The following is a 16,405-nucleotide window of genomic DNA, read 5'->3' as shown; positions in this document are numbered from 1 at the left end:
CTCGCAGAGAGTCAATTGCTGTGAACTTCAATGTGCCATAAAGAATTTAATAGTTAAGTGATGATGGCTATTTGAATACTAATGCACGATCTGACTGGCTTTCAACGCGACCTCCTGTACGTCGTGAATGGATTAGATAAACCACACGGACTCGCGATCAAACCAGAGCTTGAAGACTACTACGACACAGAAGTCCATCACGGACGACTGTATCCAAATCTGGATTCACTCGTCGACAAAGGACTGCTTGAGAAAGGGCAAAAAGACCGCCGGACGAACAGCTACACACTGACACAGCGTGGGCAGCGGGAAATCGACGCTCGAAGAGACTGGGAAGAAAAATATCTTGAGCAAGAAGCTGCGATAGCCTGATACCCCGTTCCCTAGTCATCTCTGTACCCACAGTGGGCACAAATCGTCGTACGAAGACGTCTGGGTGGGCTTCGTGCTGGCAGAGAAAGATTTGTGCTCCGCCGAGGGCGGCGACCCTGCTGATTCCGCTGTCACTTATAGATAAATACGACAATGAGCTCGGCCTAACTTAGTTGAGACCCGTCCTACTGCCTCATGTTGCAGTAAGCGGGTGTGAATACACCTAATTTCGAGTGGTCGATGTACAACTCACCACTTAGACGGTGTAATACGGGAATTGATCGTAAAGAAGGGATCAGTCGCTAGTAATATGAATCGGTACAAGCCGAAGACGAATTCGTGTTTGATAATCCCACCTTTTGTTTCGAGTACCGAGCATCCCAGCGTGACAGTTTCGAAGATTGAATCGCCAGATTTGGGAACGGTCAAACACGCAAGGAAGACGTCGCTTGTAGTCCACATCAGGTCGTACCAGCGACCATTGTTCTGCTATTGAAGCGTCCCAAAAATTGTCTGCCCATCGCTCTCAATAAGTCGCACTAGTTCTCGTAGGTCCGATGGATACCATACCGCCGGAGTAGATGGCGAACGATATTGAGTTCCCAGGCGGTGCGTGTTTGGAGATCTGTTCCATAACGAGTCGTCTCAACGATGAACCCTGGCTGGTTAAGATCAGCGTCGACTTTGTGAATAAGTAGTGGGCGGTCTCCATCAATCAGATTTCCACGCTTGAACCGATAATAGTTCGGAAGAGAGTCGTCAAGATGATACTGATTCATGTAGTCCTTTGTGCTTACCGCGTCTTGAGCAGCGCCCGAAGCGGTCGTCGGATAGATTGCTTGACCAGTACCATCAGGACCGACATCTTCATTGTAGATACCTTTCGAGCTGTGGAGATTGATCACAACGTCAGGGTCGTAGGACGCGATAACACCCCAGATCACACGTGCAAGTGGCGTTGTCGGCTCTTCTCCTGATGGGAACTTCCGATTTAGGTTACCATTATCATTGGAATAGGTACCGCGTTGAATCGCTACCGGGTTCGATTGTGGAATTGTGATGAGTGTTCCCTGGTCGATCGACCATGTTTTAATATCCTCCGCTGCTTCATAGCCTGCTGGTTCGTTCCCATGAATACCACCGACAACGACCGCTGTCGAGCCGGAATTCTGGGTATCCGTGACGTACACGTCGGTTTCATCCGGCGTATCATCGCGAATTGTATAGGTGGTTTGTATTGCCGCCTGGCTTGTCTCCTGCGTAGCGAGTATTGCAGGCGACATAGCGAGTGCTAATCCAGTACGGCGTAGCAATGAACGACGTGTTTGGGATGTCTGTGCATCATTTCCCGTCTTTTGCTTCGACATGACATACAATAGTTAGAGTTGAATTGGTTTAGTTATAGACCGATTGATATTACCGATTGAAGGATTACCCATGAATAATAATGGGAATTGGTGTCGAAAATACAAGAACAGTCACTACTACTCCAGGTTTGGTGAGCAGAGTTATAATTAGATAGTATCCGAAAATCTTCCAAGAGAGTGGCTCTTTGCACGATAAATCAAGATACTGGTTGTGTTTGTCTTCCGTAGGCTAGCCCTCCAAAATAGTAATGAGAGTAGAATATTCTACCTCCTTTCCACAAGACGAGATTGTTGGGGACTTTTCCTAATACCACGTACGAACAGCACACAGATTGATTTGGGGACCGGGGTGATTCCACTGCCGCTTATACTGCCCACAGGAAGTCAACCGCGTAAAATCGAGTAAATAGAGAAATCGGCCTTGTCGGCGTCTCGCGTTCTACTTCAGATATAGAATCAATCACGCATATTGAAACGCACGGCACTGTATAGATAAGGACGAGCAGGTCGAAGAGCTAGTTGTTCATGCTACTCTCAAACCTGCTCAAAAAGAGTTTAGACACGGCTACGCTTGAATGTTGGGAGCGTGAGCGGACGGCGACGCCCGTGAGGGCGTTCGCCGTCCGGCTTCACGCGACCGGTTGTTCGCTCAGGGAAACAAATCAATTCTTGCGCTCCTCGGCGTAAAACGGTCGCATCAAGCGATTTTTCAATGGGTTCATCGGGTATCTGACAGCGTTTCCGACCCGCCGTCGGCAGCGCCGACGCGGGTCGCGGTCGACGAAACCGCTGTCAAAATCAATGGCGAATGGTCTTGGGTGTACGCTGCAATAGACACCGAAACAAAACTGCTGCTCGGTATCGATGTATTTGATCAGCATGGCACTGATCAAGCGGCTGCGTTTCTGTCTGGATTGGCCGAGAAACACGATCTCTCGGACGCCGTGTTTCTCGTTGATGGCTATGGATATCGGACTACCCTCTTTCGGATCGGGTTGAGCGGTCGGCTCGACTACACAGAGCGAAACCTGATCGAAAACTGTCCCGTTTCGAGTATATAAATGGTAGGGTCGCGGGGAGAAGCACTTGACCAGCCAAGCCAACAAATTAACGTGCAGCAGCTGCAACACTATCTTAGGTGGTCTTAGCCGATGTCGAAAACAGAATTTGGAGTGTCCGTTGCAGAGGAGCTCGTAGACGATCTGGATGGCGTGACCGAACAGTGTGTTGACCTACAAGCGAGCCGGTCAGAGGTCGTTGAGGCGATTCTGACTGCCTTCTTTCGTGGTGAGATTGACCACGAAGCACGGATCCGCGAACTGATCATCCGCCGTCGAAAAGGAACGCTTTAACAGATTTCAATCTAATTGCAGCTGCTGCAACCATCTCTCAACACTTCTTCATCGAATTCAGCATAGCGAGCATCGGTGGGTTTTAAATACTCGAAACGGGACAGATCGAAAAGTGGTTTCACACGCTCAAGCAGCGGATCGACCGCTTCCATACGTCGTGGGTGGGCAGTCGGCCGAGCGTCCAGCGGTGGCTTGAACAGTTTGTGCATTACTATAACCATCAGCGACCGCATCAATCGCTCAACAACCGAACGCCTGTTGAAGAGGAGCTAAACTAGACAGTGCCAACTATAGAAAAGAGTAAATATGATATACAGTGAGAAGTAGTTTAATGACACTATTATTAGATATTGTTATATAGATATGAAAATCAGACAACTATTGAAATCTATAATCGTACTGTTCGTTAATTATCACATGGATTTTTACTTCTTCCCCTCTAGTGACTCAGAGGACCATGAGTGTGGAGAAAGAAGGAGACAATATCCCATTTTTATGTGGGGTAGAAACACCACTCGAAATTCACTATGATTGGCAAAGCAGCGAATCGTTGGGTACAACAATTATTGAGACCATGATGGAGAATGCTGAAGTCGATTCAACGGCGATTCCTGTCTCTCTCTATGAAAGCGTCGACCCAGACGCGCTAGAGGATCTGTTTCAACCACGACAAGAGGGTATACCACGGATGAATGGTGAAACAACGTTTGCTTTTGCTGGTCACTACATCACCGTTCAAGGAGATGGAAAGATCACCATCGAGTCGGAGCTTGGCCATTTAAAACGAACTGGAGGCAATGTTCTACTTGCTGGTGATGTTCCGGAGGATATGCTTGATCAAATAAGCGTACAGCTTTTAGGAGACCCCACACGTGACCGTACATTTCTCTTTTCACAATATGGAAAAAGCCCAGAGACTGCCCGCACGCAGCTCGCCCTTAGTGGAAGTCCGAATGAATCAGCTACCATTGTAGTCCATGAGGCAGGGGCTCGATCAACTGTGCAAGTGCAAGCAAGCGAATCAAAACAGAGAGACAAAATAATCGTAGCCGACACTTTCGAGGAGTTCAATACCTATATACAAGATCAGGTGTCACAGTTACAGCACCAGCAGAACGGATTTGATCCGGCGGAACTTCGATTTTGCTTTGATTCTCTTCGTCTCCTTCTTGAAGAGAAGAACACCGAAACAGTTGATCGGTTTATCACCACTATCACTCAAACGATTCGGGATGTTCAAGGATTAGGGCATTATATTTATCCAGGGAAGCTTCGTTCACAACCATTGCAAACCTTCCAATCGAAGTTCGATATCACTATCGAACTTAAAATCGAAGCTGATGGTGTAAAACAGCGCTTGCATCTTCACGATACTGATCACACTACTCGGTGGTTCCCACTCTAACTTTGTACATGCAAAATACTTGGTTGTGCGCGGAGAGAGAGAAAAGGATACATTTGAGCGCGGCTTTCCAGATACTCTCTTCCGAAACTCACCGGAGATAGGCAAAATGAAACCAGTATTTCATCTATCTAAGGATCCAACTGGTGTCACGATTATTGACCCGATTCAGCGACGCCATTATCCATTCCAATTATCAACGGCTTCCCAACTTACAAAAACTCATACCGATCGGTTTTATTTCCCGGTTGATAACGCGATATCACTGACGACAGAGAGGATTTTACTGCCGTATGTAGTTGGTATCTATGTCCGGACTCCAGATGGAGATATCCTCACTCAAGCCGAAGAGTTTGCATATGAAGAACTCTCAAACCGCGAGTATCTTGTCGAACTCAATGGTCCAATCAAAGTTTTTCTTCGATTGAACAGTGAACTCACGATTGCATCATCAAGAGAGCGGATGGAGCTAGACTTTGGATCAGAAGTAGAGGTGGAGATTGGTGCTCGTTCGTACCACGAACGGCCAGGTGCAACGATCATTACTCCGGATGATCCATCTGATATGATGAGCGCAATTTCGATGTTCGGTTCAGCACTTAAGACAACAAGCTGTGAACGATCACTACCTTCGCTCCGAGGCCATCCACCACAAATCGAACTTGGGGAAGAGCTTTCTATCCCAGACAGCGTATCAGTGCCGGACACTGGCGTAGTTATTGAAGTCCCACCACAATTGGAAATGATCTACCCGGTGAGTACACTTGCATATTATCTAGGCGCAACCGTAATTCCTGGAGACCGTCCCCAATTACTCACGAAAAACGGATTCTCTCATTCTCTTGGTGGATCAGAAAGGGAATTTCAGACCGAAGTTGAGCGAGTTCTTAAACAAATATTCTTTTTTGATTGTGTCACGCGCACAGAGGGATATTATCCAGTTGAGCTCTATGAGCGGCAAAAAATCGAGAAACAGATCGATTTAGCTTTCGATGAACTATACAAGAAACCGATTGCCGAACAACTCGAAGCGTATCTTGCGGTGTCATTCGAAGCAATCCAAGAGCATCTTCCGAAATGGTCGTTAACGACGTATGCGACGAACGAACTGCGCAATATTGAATCACTCCCATATCTAGTGAATAACTTCTCGCTCATTCGTGTCACTGATAACAAGCGATCCAATGCAACCGACCTAAAACCCCCGAAAGGGATTCGTGGGTTCTTGCGGGGGACAGAAGTAGAAAATAGAGGTGGCTCAAATTCAGAGCAGAAATCATACGTCGCACCCCCTGAAACGACATCACTCGAAAAAGCGTGGATCGGGTCAGGAAATCCAGTTGGTGCGAACAAAATCATAAAGAAGTCATTCGAAAATAACCTCGAACGAATCTCATCGACGGAAGGAATCAGAATTACCGTTGTCTGCAACGAACCAGAGATGAATGCTGAATTTGATGCTGGTGATAGTCTCTATGGAGAACGGGATGAGCTCGAGTTTGACATTACAGTACATCGAAACCTCTCAGTCGATGAGTTGCGAACGGTTTTATCGACTGAAACCGACTTTTTCCACTATATTGGACATATAGATGATAGCGAATTCATCTGTCGAGACGGTGGGTTGGATGCTGGAACGCTTGATGATGTGGCTATCGATACGTTCCTCTTGAATGGATGCCGATCATACGAGCAGGGCATGCGGCTCATTGATGCAGGTAGTATCGGTGGAGTAGTCACGTACAGCCACGTCGGGAATAAAAACGCAACTACAATCGGGCGGCTGATTGCACGCCTTCTCAATCGGGGATTTTCACTCCGATCGGCACTTACGATCGCTCGTGAACAGCAAATAGTTGGTAACCAGTATATTGTACTGGGGGATGGAAGCATCGAGATCACTCAGAGTGAGAGCGGGACGCCCATGGTTTGTGCAATTGAACCCATTTCATCTGAAGAAGGCTACCGAGTCAAGATGACGACCTATCCAACACTGGAAAAAGGAATGGGTTCGTACTACTGGCCATATCTCGACAAGATTCAATCTTATTTCCTGTCTGGTGGTGATCTTCCATCGATTACACTCTCAAAAGACGCGTTAGCTCAATTCTTACGCTTAGAGCCGTTTCCGGTAGTGTATGAAAATGATATCTATTGGTCAACTAAAATTGACCTCGACAACTTTTGAATTATGCAATTGTCGTGCCGTGAGCAGCTGCTGCATTGCCAGCTTGCGTGAGGAGGAGACAAATAGTAAACACCACTCCTGCCTTTCGCGGGTTCTCTGCCAGGTACGCCGTTAACGACTCATTACTCTTTGTCATTGCAGGCGTAGCATGGGAAGAGTTCCGTTTAGCTTTTGCTAAACAATGTAGGGAAATAATGGTTTGTAATTTTGGTGTAGTTTTCGGGGAAATGGGGCCTTTCCTCGTTAGAAGCCTAAAACCGCCTGATCATCGATACTAAGCGGTGTGAGTAATCGGGTGTACTCAGTTACCATCGCAGAGTCGTATGAGCTAACCATCCAATGTCCATGCTACCACCGCAAGTAAGCACAGCCTACTAGTGCGGTAAGCAACTCTTGGTATAAAAGGCAGTCAATATCCATCCCCAAATTGAGTGGTTTCAGAAATAGAAACCCCGAGATTTTGAGAAGCTGGTCAGATCTTCCTTTTTGAAATTAGCCATTAGCCGAAATGGTTGAGTGTAGCTTGATACCCATCGTGACATAATCAATACATACGATATTCTTCAATATCGTAGTTGCTGGAAAACATCTTCACTATTGGCTCGGTGAGCTCCATATCGCTACCGTAGTGTCTCGAATTCTAGGCCACAAGTCGACACGATTCCGTTTCTATGTCGGTTGACAAAACCCTGAAGAGACCTATAAATTGGCGTGGACCGGTGTTTCAACTGTTTCATTCCGTCTGTGTGTTACTGATTCACTTTCCTTTTTAGTGTGTTGAGAATAAATACAGTTTAGTAGATAGACTGTGTGCTGGAGACTCATGTCACAAGGGTCCAAACCGGGTGTTAGCAAACGTCCAGAAGCATATCTCCCTGCAACAAGCAAGTATACCGTTGAAGAGATCATCAACATCGCTAAAGAAGCAACAACACTGCTTGAGGTATGCCAAAAGACGAGGCTGTCTCGTCAGACTGTTCGGAGGTTGCTCCGTGCTTGTGAAAAGTACCAAGAGGTCGAATTTGGATTCGGGAATGATGCCGAAAATGCAGTAGCGCGACTTGATCAACTCCGTGAGCAGATGGAAAGACAAAGATAGAGACACCAGTCGGTATCCACACCACTAGTTACGAAGTACACGGTTTCCCATTCCGGGTCGATGTCGTCTGCCCACTCTTTGACGTCGAAGTGATTCCATCGGTCCCGCAGAAGGCATAGATGGTATTTTGATAAAATCGTGCCCGTCACACGTATCATAGTCGGTGGTCGGCTCATCGAAGACAAGGCCGGCGTTGGCATTACCGTGCTGTTCTCGCCCGATGTGCCGACGTACGTATTAGTGGCAGTCGTTAATGAGGAGGACAAACTATCTCCACAGTCGTCTATTCGGGAATCTCACACATCGTATGTCGTCTATTCTGTTGTCTTCTATACAACTTAACCAGAAGACTAAGGAGGGCCACTCACGGGCTTTTGGTATGGAACACACGATTCGACTCCAAGATGGAGCCGATCTCGAACTCACAGACATTGGTATTGCAACCGACGACGAGCACATTTCCTTCTCGATCGATGGCCGGATCGAAGGCGTCAATGATGAATTGATGGACGCACTCAGCGGCAAGTCACTCACGTTGACCGCTGTGACGTTCCAAGCTGAAGCAAGCAATTCTGACTAACGAGCGGTACGCTACTCCTCCTCGTCAATCAGTTCAACAGTGATTGTTCGGTCGCTATTGACGGTTATCTCATATCCGGCGTGTATGAAGGTGATCTGGCCAGTCGTTCGGGCACTCCCATCGTTTCGGGGAGCGAAGAGGGCATCGAGGGCGTCAGAATCAATCGTAGTATAGAGTGGCTCGATGTCCGCCGGATCGACTCCTTTGTGGTTTGCGATGGTTTCCGCAATAACAGTACTAATCGATTCGTTGTCCGTATTCTCTCCGCCACTTCCTAGTGCCATACTTACAATCATTGAATCGGACTCCGACCACCCAGCTCCTCCTGAGACAGTCACTAGCTCACCCACCTCTAATTATAAAACCGCTCTGAAATCCACCGATTCTTCATCTCTCCGTGAGCGTTCGCTGGTCGGTGATATCTGAGAACATCAATTGTCGAGACAGGAAGAAAAAGAGCCGAAGCGGTGGTTAGTTCGGCAGTTCTTTCCGTCCCGTTCGCACGCATGGCCAGCACGGGAAGCCACCGAGACCATTGCAGTCACAATCTCCGGGTTCGGTATCGTCTTCGTTTTCTGACGAGAATGCCTCAAGCGCCCCGTCGTGGGTTGCGTTTTCGACGGCGGCCATGTGTTTGCAGGCAGCGTTCCGGTGAACGTAATGCGGGCACGTACAGACCATCAGGTCCTCGGTCACGTCGTCGATATTGACGACATGCTATGGATTTGGTAATTTCCTCGACTAAGAGGTAGTTATCAGCTGTTCCAGGCTACACTGACGGGAGTTTGCTATCGTCAACCTGTAGGTAGACTTGTCTATTTCTGGAAACAATAATCGATAGTTCGTGAGTGGAGAGGACGATCCTTGATTGTGTAGCTGATGAGCAAAACAATTGATCGAGCGCCCGTGGATCGAAGTTCTTGAACAGGAGATGTTCGGCGAGAAGCTCCATTCCTGTCTGTTCCGTAATTGCGGCGAGAATCGCATCACTGAGTGGACGATCATCAGTCTGTAGCTGCATCATTCGTGGAGGGTCGTCACTCATATTGGATTCCTCGTATAGTCACTGGTGAGAACGTCCCCCATTCTTTTGGCCAGTCTCTCAAATAACGGGATCACTGATGAGGCATTCTTCGGATTCCGACTACAGAATTTAATTAGCAGCCCGTTAGAATAGTAACGAGACGATGGCAAGGATGACAAAAACGATGATCAGCCATTTTGCGACTTCCATAGAGAGCCCTGCGACACCTCTGGCTCCAAGTACTCCGGCGATGATCGCGAGAACAAAAAATCCAATTGCGAGTTCTAAGATTGCCATAAGATGGATATACGCCAGCTAAGCACATAATCTTCACGTCTGGATAAGCACCAATTGTCGATGGATATCCTTTATCACTTATACGCTTTTAACAGTCGATGGGGATATTTGATCCACTTGCTAAAGGGGAAAAGGGTCTCCAAACCATGATCGCTACGTTCGTTTGTGAAACATGGGAGAATAATATCTCGTGACCTGACCCGCCGTCGATGTCGTCTCCCACGTCCGTCAGGTGAGTGCTATCGATGGGTGTTATCGCGTTTGACTCTCCCAACAAGAGAGGATAGGGATTCGTTCAGTTAGGTTTGACGGCCAACAGAGAGTCTCAAACACAGGAAAAATGGAGAGTGTATCGTGTAAGTCATCGAAAAGTGTTCGCAATAAGAATTAATCGAGACTCGCGGTAGACATTGATGCAGGTTCTGAATCAGCACTCACATGCTCGGTGAGGACTGCTCGAACACTATCTGTGGTCGAAATTGCTACCGCATTGCCGTCTCGGTCCTTCTGGATGAGATCATCGGCTGCAAGGCGGTCAAGATGGTACGAGACAGTCCCTGGTGAGCGATCGACGACAGTTGCGAGACCAGTTACTGTAAGGAGACCCTGCTTGACAAGGGTTTCCAGGATCGCTGCTGGAGTATCCTCGTTGAGAGCAGCAGACAGTCGGTAGTGGGATTCATCGTTCGGATAGAGCCGATGTTTTCCACGATGGGATTTACTGGTCGCTAATTGTTCTTCTTCGAGGATGCGAACATGGTAGCGGACGGTCGACCGATGGATCCCCGTCTGTTCGCTGATTTCCGAGAGTGACGCCCCTGGTGATTGCTTGATTGCGTTGTGAATCTGTAAGCGAATCTGGTTCTCGAGGGGATCTGAATCGTCGTATCGACTATAGCTGTTACTAACAGTAGTACTAACCGATGCCTGGCTAACCTCATCGTAGCCACTATTCTTGATGATATGAACGATCTTGGCGAAGGGAATGCCGGGGGCAGTCGATGAAGGTAGAGTAATAGCACGCTCACCGAGTTTCATATCATGCTGTGGCTGCGTGTGATCGGTGGGTGCAGCAGATACGGGTGCAGCTGTCACGAATGCGAGTGGCCCAACGGTTAGGATTAGGATAGCAAAGAGTACACGAAACCCGATCGATAGTCGCTTTCTCATTGTCTCTCCCCGGCTATTCACCGATTCTCACACTCCTTCGGCATTCAGTAGTGGCGTCGGTTGGTTGCGGACCATGCTACCTGGAGCAGCCACCCCATTCAAATATACTTTTTGTTGGATTGAGTTGTTTGATAGCAAGAAGCATGGCAGACCCCTTTACACAGGCTACCGATTTTTCAGTCACGTCGTCGATGGAGACGGTGTACTGGTGGACTGCTGGACTCTCGTGGCTCTCATTAGTGAGGTGATGCGTTCAGGGATATCGACGTTGCGAAAGAGCAGATTCCTCTGTGCGAATTTCTGTATCGTCTCATGAACATGATCGGCAAGTCATCTTATATTCATTATTGTCTCGCTCAATCGGCAACAATCAAAGCTGACGGTTATTGTCCTCGTCATATGCCCGGAGATTCTGTTCCGCCAGCTCTACGGTTCGTTCAATGCGTTTTTCTTTCGTCTCGGCTGTCTTCGCATCGTTAACGAGAGCGATGAATGCATGCTGGTCAGTGTTCGAAAAGGTCTGAAAATTCTCCCATGCAGTCTCATTCGCCCGTAAGGCGCCCCCCAGTTCCGGTGGAATTGTATGGTCTTCACCCAATCTGTATGCATCGTCCCACCCACCGGATTCTTTGGCGGCTTCAATCAGCTCCATTCCTGCAGGCGTCATTTTCCCGGCATCGATCATCCGTTTGACGCGTTCTTTGTTTGTTTTCGACCACTTACTATCTGGTTTTCGGGGGGTGAATCGGCGTTTATACGTCTCGTCGTTAATGCCGTTAATCAGCCCATCTATCCACCCGTAACAAATGGCTTCTTCCACTGATTCACCATAGCTAATGCCGGTTTGATCGGCGTCTTTCTTGTAGTAGCCAACCCACACCTCGTTGGCTGTGTCGTGGTTTTCTTTGAGCCAATCCCGGAACTCTGCTGGTGTGGTAAAGAACGTTGGTGCCATCGTTCTACCTGTACCACTAATTAGTTGCCTTCGAAGTTAATTTGTGGGATAGTTAGGGAAATGGGTCAACCGGTCCGGAGGTGCCATCGTTGCGCTTATGCAGGATAATCGGATTACCATCCGGATCAGCAATGATTGACATGTGACACACACCACTATCGATCGGGTCCATCAGAATCGTCACTCCATCATCTTCGAGTTCTTCGGTAGCTGTTTCGACATCATCGACAGCCATTGCGACACCACTGCCACTTTCTCCCGGGGTAAACGGCATTTGCGGGCTGGCTTCTCCAAGTGCAAGCGTGGTCGGTGGGAATGCAAACTCTGCCCATCCACTGTCTTCATCGATTGTCTCGGGCTCTAATCCGAGCGTATCACGATAGAACGGGATTGAAGTACCAAAGTCGGTAACGGTCTGAAAAACGAAGTCTGCGGCTTTGACGTTCATGGGTTGTGGTTGTCTTCGGTATGGTCAACGGATCCCCCAATAAAATAACTAATCCGAGCGGGGTGGAAGTGATCCTCGTCAGCGACCGTGTGACAGGGTATATTGGAATTTGTAGCCTCCCACGCAATCGCATCGATTGGCAAATAGGGGAAATGCTCGGCGGCGACGTCCACCGCGTGTACGTGCGCTCGGTCGAGCAGGTCGCGCTCTGTCGTCGGTATGTCTGCGCATTCGGTCGCATCCGCACACTCGGTCAGCGTTCACTGGGCAGCCACATCGGACAGCGTCGTTTGGCGTGACATAAATGAGAAGAGTGGGACGAGGCTAGCAGCAGTCGGTGAGAGCGTCCTTCCGGGTGGCTTCCGCACCACAGCCCTCACACATCCAGTAGGTGTGATCGACATTGCCGTACTTGTCGTAGCCCGTGTACGGGCCACTGGTACGCTCGTCGTCCGAAGGGAACGCATTGAGCGTTCCATCGTCGATTACGTTCTCAACGGCAGCCATGTGCTTGCAGAAAGCGTTGCGGTGGACGTGATGCGGGCACGTGCAGGCCATCAGTTCCTCGGTCACGTCGTCGATGGAAACGGTGTACTGGTGGTCTTCGGGGTTCTCGTAGCTCTCGTTGGTGACAGTGAGGAGTCCGGGGGCATCGACGTCGAAGGAGAATTGTTCGGCCTGTGCGCGGTTCTGTGCTGTCTCGTCAGCTTCAAGTTGCGTAGACAGGTTCGTACTCATCGTCTTCACGGGATACAGAAGACCGGTGCCGGGTGCTGTAACACCCGGCGCGTTTCTACACACGCCCGAGGACACCGTTCTTCCTACGCTAAATTATGCATTATACCGATTCTGCGTGTGCCATGAGGTGGTGAATTTGTCCACCATTTGGTGTTAGCATGGTCACTTCCTTGCTTTTACTCGGTACTGTACGTCGTAGGTGAAAACACCGAGTCGAACACTTTCTGCTCAGCCTTCCGAAGATGCTGATGGAAGGTCGGTGGGGCCACACCCATCGATTCGGCAACAACCTCGCCAGACGTCTCACGAGGCCACTCAAAAAAACCCGCGTGATAGGCAACATCTAGGGTGGCATGCTGTCGGTCGGTGAGACCCGATACAAGATGTCGAAAGATGCGATGGGAATCGTCCTGCGACCGCGTAATCTGGCGGCGGCGGATCATTTCGGCCTGTGGATATGCCTCTTCAACGGCGTCGATGACTCGGTGGATGTCGACGCTTGGTGAGAGGTGTATCGTCATCTGGTAGTGACCATCTTCAATGACGGTCTGCTTGACGTGGCCACCGATGGACGCGACAACTGAGAGTACGGGTGGCTCAGTTAGCTTAAGTTCGAAGCTAGTGGGATTACCCTCCGAGTGTAAGGTAACCGTCTCCCAGTGAGGGAACGTCTCGACGAGGCTGGTCAGGGCATCGATAGCAACCGGTGTTGCAGTGCCATACACGAGGAACTCGTCATTGCCGATCGGAACCGCGTTATCAAGTGTGATGGTCCCATCCATCTCGATCGGAACGTCAAGGACCGCGAACACATCCTGAAGCTGGAATTCCAGTTCGACGAGCTCGTCGCTCATCAGCGCCCGTTTTCGCTCGGCAGCGGCGATTGTATGGCCGATGATCTCACCGAGTTGAGCGATCTGCTCACCTTCGCGGCCCTCGAACGCGAGTGGCCGCCCCGCATAGACACTCAGGACATCATAAACTGTATCCTCATGGACGATTGGGATTGCTACAGACGATCGGAAGCCGTACGATTCGATTTCGTCCCGCCAGGGGTCAGAATCGAGATCGTGTGTCGTTTGTATCTTGCCTGTCTGGAAGGCTCTGCCGATCGGACCCTTGCTCCGGTCATCGTCGGGAGTGACAGAGATAGTGATCCCGTCGAGGTCTTCCTCAACGCCAGCTTGAGCCCGCATATTCACTGTTTGGGTAGCGGGATCGATATCGCCGATCCAGGCAAATAGGTACGAATCGGAGTCGGCAAGGTGCTCACAGACTGTCGACTCAATCTCCTTGCGCGTGGATTGGTTGATAACAGCGTCTGTGATCTCCCGAATTACCTCGTTGAGACTGTTCAGCGCCGCGAGTTGCTCGTTCCGGTGAATAAGTTCCTGTCTGCTGGCTACGCGTTCGTACGCAGCCTCGGCGTTGGTCGCCAACAACTTTACCAGACGACGAGTATTCCTGTCGAATCCATCGACATCGCGTGATCCAGCGACAAGAATCCCTTTAGTACCCAGTGGGACGAATAGCCCGGCACGCATTTCGGTCGCATCTGGGGGCACTTGGAGGTTCGGTGACTCAAGCACGTTCTCGTAGTATTGGGTGTCGCCACCACTGAAAACGCAGCCCGTGATACTACTGCCGTCGGACGGGAGCTCTGGAAACTCCTTACGCATGAAACCAGCCTCGTGAGACGTAGTCTCGGGAACGAGACGGTCATGTTCGCCATCGTAGTCATAAACCACGACACCAGGGAGGTCAAGGACATCACTCGCCGTTTCGGTGAGAATTTGGCTGATTTCTGGTGCAGTGTCCGCTGTGAGGAATCCACGTGACGAGGTGTAGAGCGCCTGGAGCCGTTCTTGGTACTGGTTACGCTCAGTTACATCCTGTGACATCGCCATGGCAGCGAACACGTCACCATCGTCGGTAGTTAACGGGACCGTTCGAAAATCGAACGTTCGTCCTTGGACATCCAGCTCGAACGAGTCCGCCTTTCCATTGAGTGCAGCACGGTAGTTTGGTTCGATGAGCTCTAAGACGTCCTCAGAATACACCTCTTGCATCCGTTTGTCTTGGAGGTCATTAGCGTTGAAATCCAGTTTTTCAAAGCCCTGTCCTCCGACAATCGTATGTTGTAGATCATCGTTTAAGAGAGCGACTGCTCCGTTTGGGAAGTTCTCTACGAGCGTGCGGTAGCGCTGCTCAGATTCTTCGAGTGCCCGCTCACGTTCTTTGCGTTCAGTGATGTCTCGGAAATAGACCGAGAGACCGCTCTCGGAAGGGTAAGCCGTGACCTCAAGCCACGCTTCAGCTGCATCGGAATACTCCTCGAAGGTAACAGGGTTCTGGGTTTGCATTGTCTGTTCGTAACGATCCCTAAATGAGCGATGGAGATCGCTAGAGAAGGCGTCCCAGACATATGTGCCCAGAAGTTCTTCTTCCGTCTTCCCGACGAGTTCTTCGGCGCGGTCGTTGAGGTACGTGAACCGCCAGTCCGCATCTAGTCCGCAAACAGCGTCGTTAATGCGGTCGAATACCTCGTTAAGTTCTGATCGTAACTCAGTCCGCTGGTGTTCGAGCTGTTGCTCCTTTTCCTTGAGGTCCGTCACGTCGTAATAGAGTTCGACCCGTCCGCCCGCATACTCCCCGGATTCGATGGGTTTACTTCGGTGTTCAAGCCAGCGCTCCTCGTGCTCGTCGCCCGCTATTACATGGCACTCGAAGTGTTCGGTATACGTGTTGTCGTTGTACGTCGCTAAGACCGTCTCCGTAAACACCTCCGAATCCTCGATGATCCTTGCGATGTGCTCGTCGACGAGTTGGTGTTTGTCTCTGCCAACGACCTGCTTGCGGTCAATCCCAAAGTAGCGTTCCGTCGTGCCATTGATCCAGGCGATATCAAAGTTCTCGTCGAGGACGAAGATGCCGACTTCGACATTCGCGAGGACGTCGTCGATAAGGGACACCGCAGCAGCTGACCAGTCAGGAGTGGCTTTGTCAGCGTTTATCGGCGATCGCCACCATACACGGGCATTCGCACCAACCTTCTTCGTTTTGATCTTGTTTTGCTCGACAAGTCGCTCCAGCCGGGCGTAGGTGCTCCGCCGACCGAGGTCAAGGGACTCAGCTACTTCGGGCGTCGTCCACGGTACTCCGGACTCATCGAAGATTGCGAGTGTTTCACGAAGACTGTCGGTTAGCGATCCCGATTTCATCATCCTGTATACTGGGCTCCAGTCTATCAAGGTTCCGTCGATGGAGTCACTTTGGTACGACAGTGCCAATATAGACGGGTGTGCATCCCAAACAAATCCATCAACAAAAATTACCGTACTAATTCAGAATCTGGTCCACCATTCCGGTGAGGAGAACCTAATCACTTCTAGCGTCCTCTTACGGAAATCAAG

At 49.7% G+C, this 16,405-nt stretch carries 17 protein-coding genes and 2 pseudogenes; 8 read left to right on the top strand and 11 right to left on the bottom strand.

The window, feature by feature from the left end:
* Nucleotides 1-81 precede the first annotated feature (81 nt).
* Nucleotides 82-372, top strand: a complete 291-nt coding sequence (locus tag LJF34_RS24730) for a PadR family transcriptional regulator (protein ID WP_231188666.1) — start codon at nucleotides 82-84, stop codon at nucleotides 370-372.
* A gap of 539 nt (nucleotides 373-911) precedes the next feature.
* On the opposite strand, the gene LJF34_RS24725 is transcribed toward LJF34_RS24730, so the two are convergent.
* Nucleotides 912-1,739, bottom strand: coding sequence for a succinylglutamate desuccinylase/aspartoacylase family protein (locus tag LJF34_RS24725; protein WP_231188664.1), 828 nt, complete (start codon nucleotides 1,737-1,739; stop codon nucleotides 912-914).
* A gap of 525 nt (nucleotides 1,740-2,264) precedes the next feature.
* Between LJF34_RS24725 and LJF34_RS24720 the strand changes: the two are divergent.
* A pseudogene (locus tag LJF34_RS24720) lies at nucleotides 2,265-2,887 on the top strand (IS6 family transposase).
* Between the two features lie 3 nt (nucleotides 2,888-2,890).
* Entirely contained in the window at nucleotides 2,891-3,091 is a 201-nt protein-coding gene (locus LJF34_RS24715; protein WP_231188662.1) for a hypothetical protein, read from the top strand.
* 11 nt (nucleotides 3,092-3,102) lie between these two features.
* Here LJF34_RS24715 and LJF34_RS24710 read toward each other — a convergent pair whose 3' ends face one another.
* Nucleotides 3,103-3,243 carry a hypothetical protein gene (locus tag LJF34_RS24710; RefSeq protein WP_231188660.1) on the bottom strand — a complete coding sequence of 47 codons (141 nt, stop codon included), beginning with the start codon at nucleotides 3,241-3,243 and terminating at the stop codon, nucleotides 3,103-3,105.
* Between LJF34_RS24710 and LJF34_RS24705 the strand changes: the two are divergent.
* The 5 genes and pseudogenes from LJF34_RS24705 to LJF34_RS24685 form a co-directional block, all read left to right on the top strand.
* A pseudogene (locus LJF34_RS24705) lies at nucleotides 3,196-3,369 on the top strand (integrase core domain-containing protein); the annotation flags it as partial. The gene LJF34_RS24710 and the pseudogene LJF34_RS24705 sit on opposite strands and share 48 nt — an antisense overlap.
* Nucleotides 3,370-3,548: 179 nt before the next feature.
* Nucleotides 3,549-4,496 carry a HalOD1 output domain-containing protein gene (locus tag LJF34_RS24700; RefSeq protein ID WP_231188659.1) on the top strand — a complete coding sequence of 316 codons (948 nt, stop codon included), beginning with the start codon at nucleotides 3,549-3,551 and terminating at the stop codon, nucleotides 4,494-4,496.
* Between the two features lie 106 nt (nucleotides 4,497-4,602).
* A complete protein-coding gene (locus tag LJF34_RS24695; RefSeq protein ID WP_231188657.1) occupies nucleotides 4,603-6,681 on the top strand; it encodes a hypothetical protein in 2,079 nt (692 codons plus the stop codon).
* An 823-nt stretch (nucleotides 6,682-7,504) separates the two neighbouring features.
* Nucleotides 7,505-7,780: a hypothetical protein gene (locus LJF34_RS24690; protein WP_231188654.1), complete on the top strand. Its 276-nt coding sequence runs from the start codon at nucleotides 7,505-7,507 to the stop codon at nucleotides 7,778-7,780.
* A 379-nt stretch (nucleotides 7,781-8,159) separates the two neighbouring features.
* A complete protein-coding gene (locus LJF34_RS24685) occupies nucleotides 8,160-8,360 on the top strand; it encodes a hypothetical protein (RefSeq protein WP_231188653.1) in 201 nt (66 codons plus the stop codon).
* A gap of 11 nt (nucleotides 8,361-8,371) precedes the next feature.
* On the opposite strand, the gene LJF34_RS24680 is transcribed toward LJF34_RS24685, so the two are convergent.
* The 9 genes from LJF34_RS24680 to LJF34_RS24640 all read right to left on the bottom strand — a co-directional run bounded on the left by LJF34_RS24680 (nucleotide 8,372) and on the right by LJF34_RS24640 (nucleotide 16,213).
* Nucleotides 8,372-8,656, bottom strand: coding sequence for a HalOD1 output domain-containing protein (locus LJF34_RS24680; protein WP_231188652.1), 285 nt, complete (start codon nucleotides 8,654-8,656; stop codon nucleotides 8,372-8,374).
* Between the two features lie 175 nt (nucleotides 8,657-8,831).
* Nucleotides 8,832-9,041, bottom strand: a complete 210-nt coding sequence (locus LJF34_RS24675) for an SWIM zinc finger family protein (RefSeq protein WP_231188650.1) — start codon at nucleotides 9,039-9,041, stop codon at nucleotides 8,832-8,834.
* 88 nt (nucleotides 9,042-9,129) lie between these two features.
* Complete coding sequence (locus LJF34_RS24670) at nucleotides 9,130-9,405, bottom strand: HalOD1 output domain-containing protein (protein ID WP_231188648.1); 276 nt, start codon at nucleotides 9,403-9,405, stop codon at nucleotides 9,130-9,132.
* A gap of 123 nt (nucleotides 9,406-9,528) precedes the next feature.
* Entirely contained in the window at nucleotides 9,529-9,681 is a 153-nt protein-coding gene (locus LJF34_RS24665) for a DUF1328 domain-containing protein (RefSeq protein ID WP_231188646.1), read from the bottom strand.
* A gap of 387 nt (nucleotides 9,682-10,068) precedes the next feature.
* Nucleotides 10,069-10,776 (bottom strand): winged helix-turn-helix transcriptional regulator, encoded by a 708-nt coding sequence (locus LJF34_RS24660; RefSeq protein ID WP_231188644.1) that lies wholly within the window; start codon nucleotides 10,774-10,776, stop codon nucleotides 10,069-10,071.
* A 445-nt stretch (nucleotides 10,777-11,221) separates the two neighbouring features.
* Nucleotides 11,222-11,806, bottom strand: coding sequence for a YdeI/OmpD-associated family protein (locus LJF34_RS24655; protein ID WP_231188642.1), 585 nt, complete (start codon nucleotides 11,804-11,806; stop codon nucleotides 11,222-11,224).
* A 52-nt stretch (nucleotides 11,807-11,858) separates the two neighbouring features.
* Nucleotides 11,859-12,254, bottom strand: coding sequence for a VOC family protein (locus LJF34_RS24650; protein ID WP_231188640.1), 396 nt, complete (start codon nucleotides 12,252-12,254; stop codon nucleotides 11,859-11,861).
* A 324-nt stretch (nucleotides 12,255-12,578) separates the two neighbouring features.
* Nucleotides 12,579-12,992, bottom strand: coding sequence for an SWIM zinc finger family protein (locus LJF34_RS24645; protein WP_231188638.1), 414 nt, complete (start codon nucleotides 12,990-12,992; stop codon nucleotides 12,579-12,581).
* A 176-nt stretch (nucleotides 12,993-13,168) separates the two neighbouring features.
* The gene (locus tag LJF34_RS24640; RefSeq protein ID WP_231188637.1) at nucleotides 13,169-16,213 is read right to left on the bottom strand and encodes a bacterio-opsin activator domain-containing protein; all 3,045 of its coding nucleotides are present in this window, start codon (nucleotides 16,211-16,213) and stop codon (nucleotides 13,169-13,171) included.
* Nucleotides 16,214-16,405 lie beyond the last annotated feature (192 nt).

It is taken from the genome of Haladaptatus sp. DYF46, from assembly GCF_021083305.1.
Lineage (GTDB): Archaea > Halobacteriota > Halobacteria > Halobacteriales > Haladaptataceae > Haladaptatus.
The sequence above is the reverse complement of the archived record's forward strand: the minus strand, read 5'-3'. Positions and strand labels throughout refer to the sequence as shown.

Coding starts and splice junctions, on each gene's coding strand:
- LJF34_RS24730 (WP_231188666.1), top strand. CDS start 82: ATGCACGATCTGACTGGCTTTCAACGCGACCTCCTGTACGTCGTGAAT.
- LJF34_RS24710 (WP_231188660.1), bottom strand. CDS start 3,243: ATGGAAGCGGTCGATCCGCTGCTTGAGCGTGTGAAACCACTTTTCGAT.
- LJF34_RS24675 (WP_231188650.1), bottom strand. CDS start 9,041: ATGGTCTGTACGTGCCCGCATTACGTTCACCGGAACGCTGCCTGCAAA.
- LJF34_RS24665 (WP_231188646.1), bottom strand. CDS start 9,681: ATGGCAATCTTAGAACTCGCAATTGGATTTTTTGTTCTCGCGATCATC.
- LJF34_RS24690 (WP_231188654.1), top strand. CDS start 7,505: ATGTCACAAGGGTCCAAACCGGGTGTTAGCAAACGTCCAGAAGCATAT.
- LJF34_RS24655 (WP_231188642.1), bottom strand. CDS start 11,806: ATGGCACCAACGTTCTTTACCACACCAGCAGAGTTCCGGGATTGGCTC.
- LJF34_RS24700 (WP_231188659.1), top strand. CDS start 3,549: ATGAGTGTGGAGAAAGAAGGAGACAATATCCCATTTTTATGTGGGGTA.
- LJF34_RS24715 (WP_231188662.1), top strand. CDS start 2,891: ATGTCGAAAACAGAATTTGGAGTGTCCGTTGCAGAGGAGCTCGTAGAC.
- LJF34_RS24650 (WP_231188640.1), bottom strand. CDS start 12,254: ATGAACGTCAAAGCCGCAGACTTCGTTTTTCAGACCGTTACCGACTTT.
- LJF34_RS24670 (WP_231188648.1), bottom strand. CDS start 9,405: ATGAGTGACGACCCTCCACGAATGATGCAGCTACAGACTGATGATCGT.
- LJF34_RS24640 (WP_231188637.1), bottom strand. CDS start 16,213: ATGAAATCGGGATCGCTAACCGACAGTCTTCGTGAAACACTCGCAATC.
- LJF34_RS24645 (WP_231188638.1), bottom strand. CDS start 12,992: ATGAGTACGAACCTGTCTACGCAACTTGAAGCTGACGAGACAGCACAG.
- LJF34_RS24685 (WP_231188653.1), top strand. CDS start 8,160: ATGGAACACACGATTCGACTCCAAGATGGAGCCGATCTCGAACTCACA.
- LJF34_RS24695 (WP_231188657.1), top strand. CDS start 4,603: ATGAAACCAGTATTTCATCTATCTAAGGATCCAACTGGTGTCACGATT.
- LJF34_RS24680 (WP_231188652.1), bottom strand. CDS start 8,656: ATGATTGTAAGTATGGCACTAGGAAGTGGCGGAGAGAATACGGACAAC.
- LJF34_RS24725 (WP_231188664.1), bottom strand. CDS start 1,739: ATGTCGAAGCAAAAGACGGGAAATGATGCACAGACATCCCAAACACGT.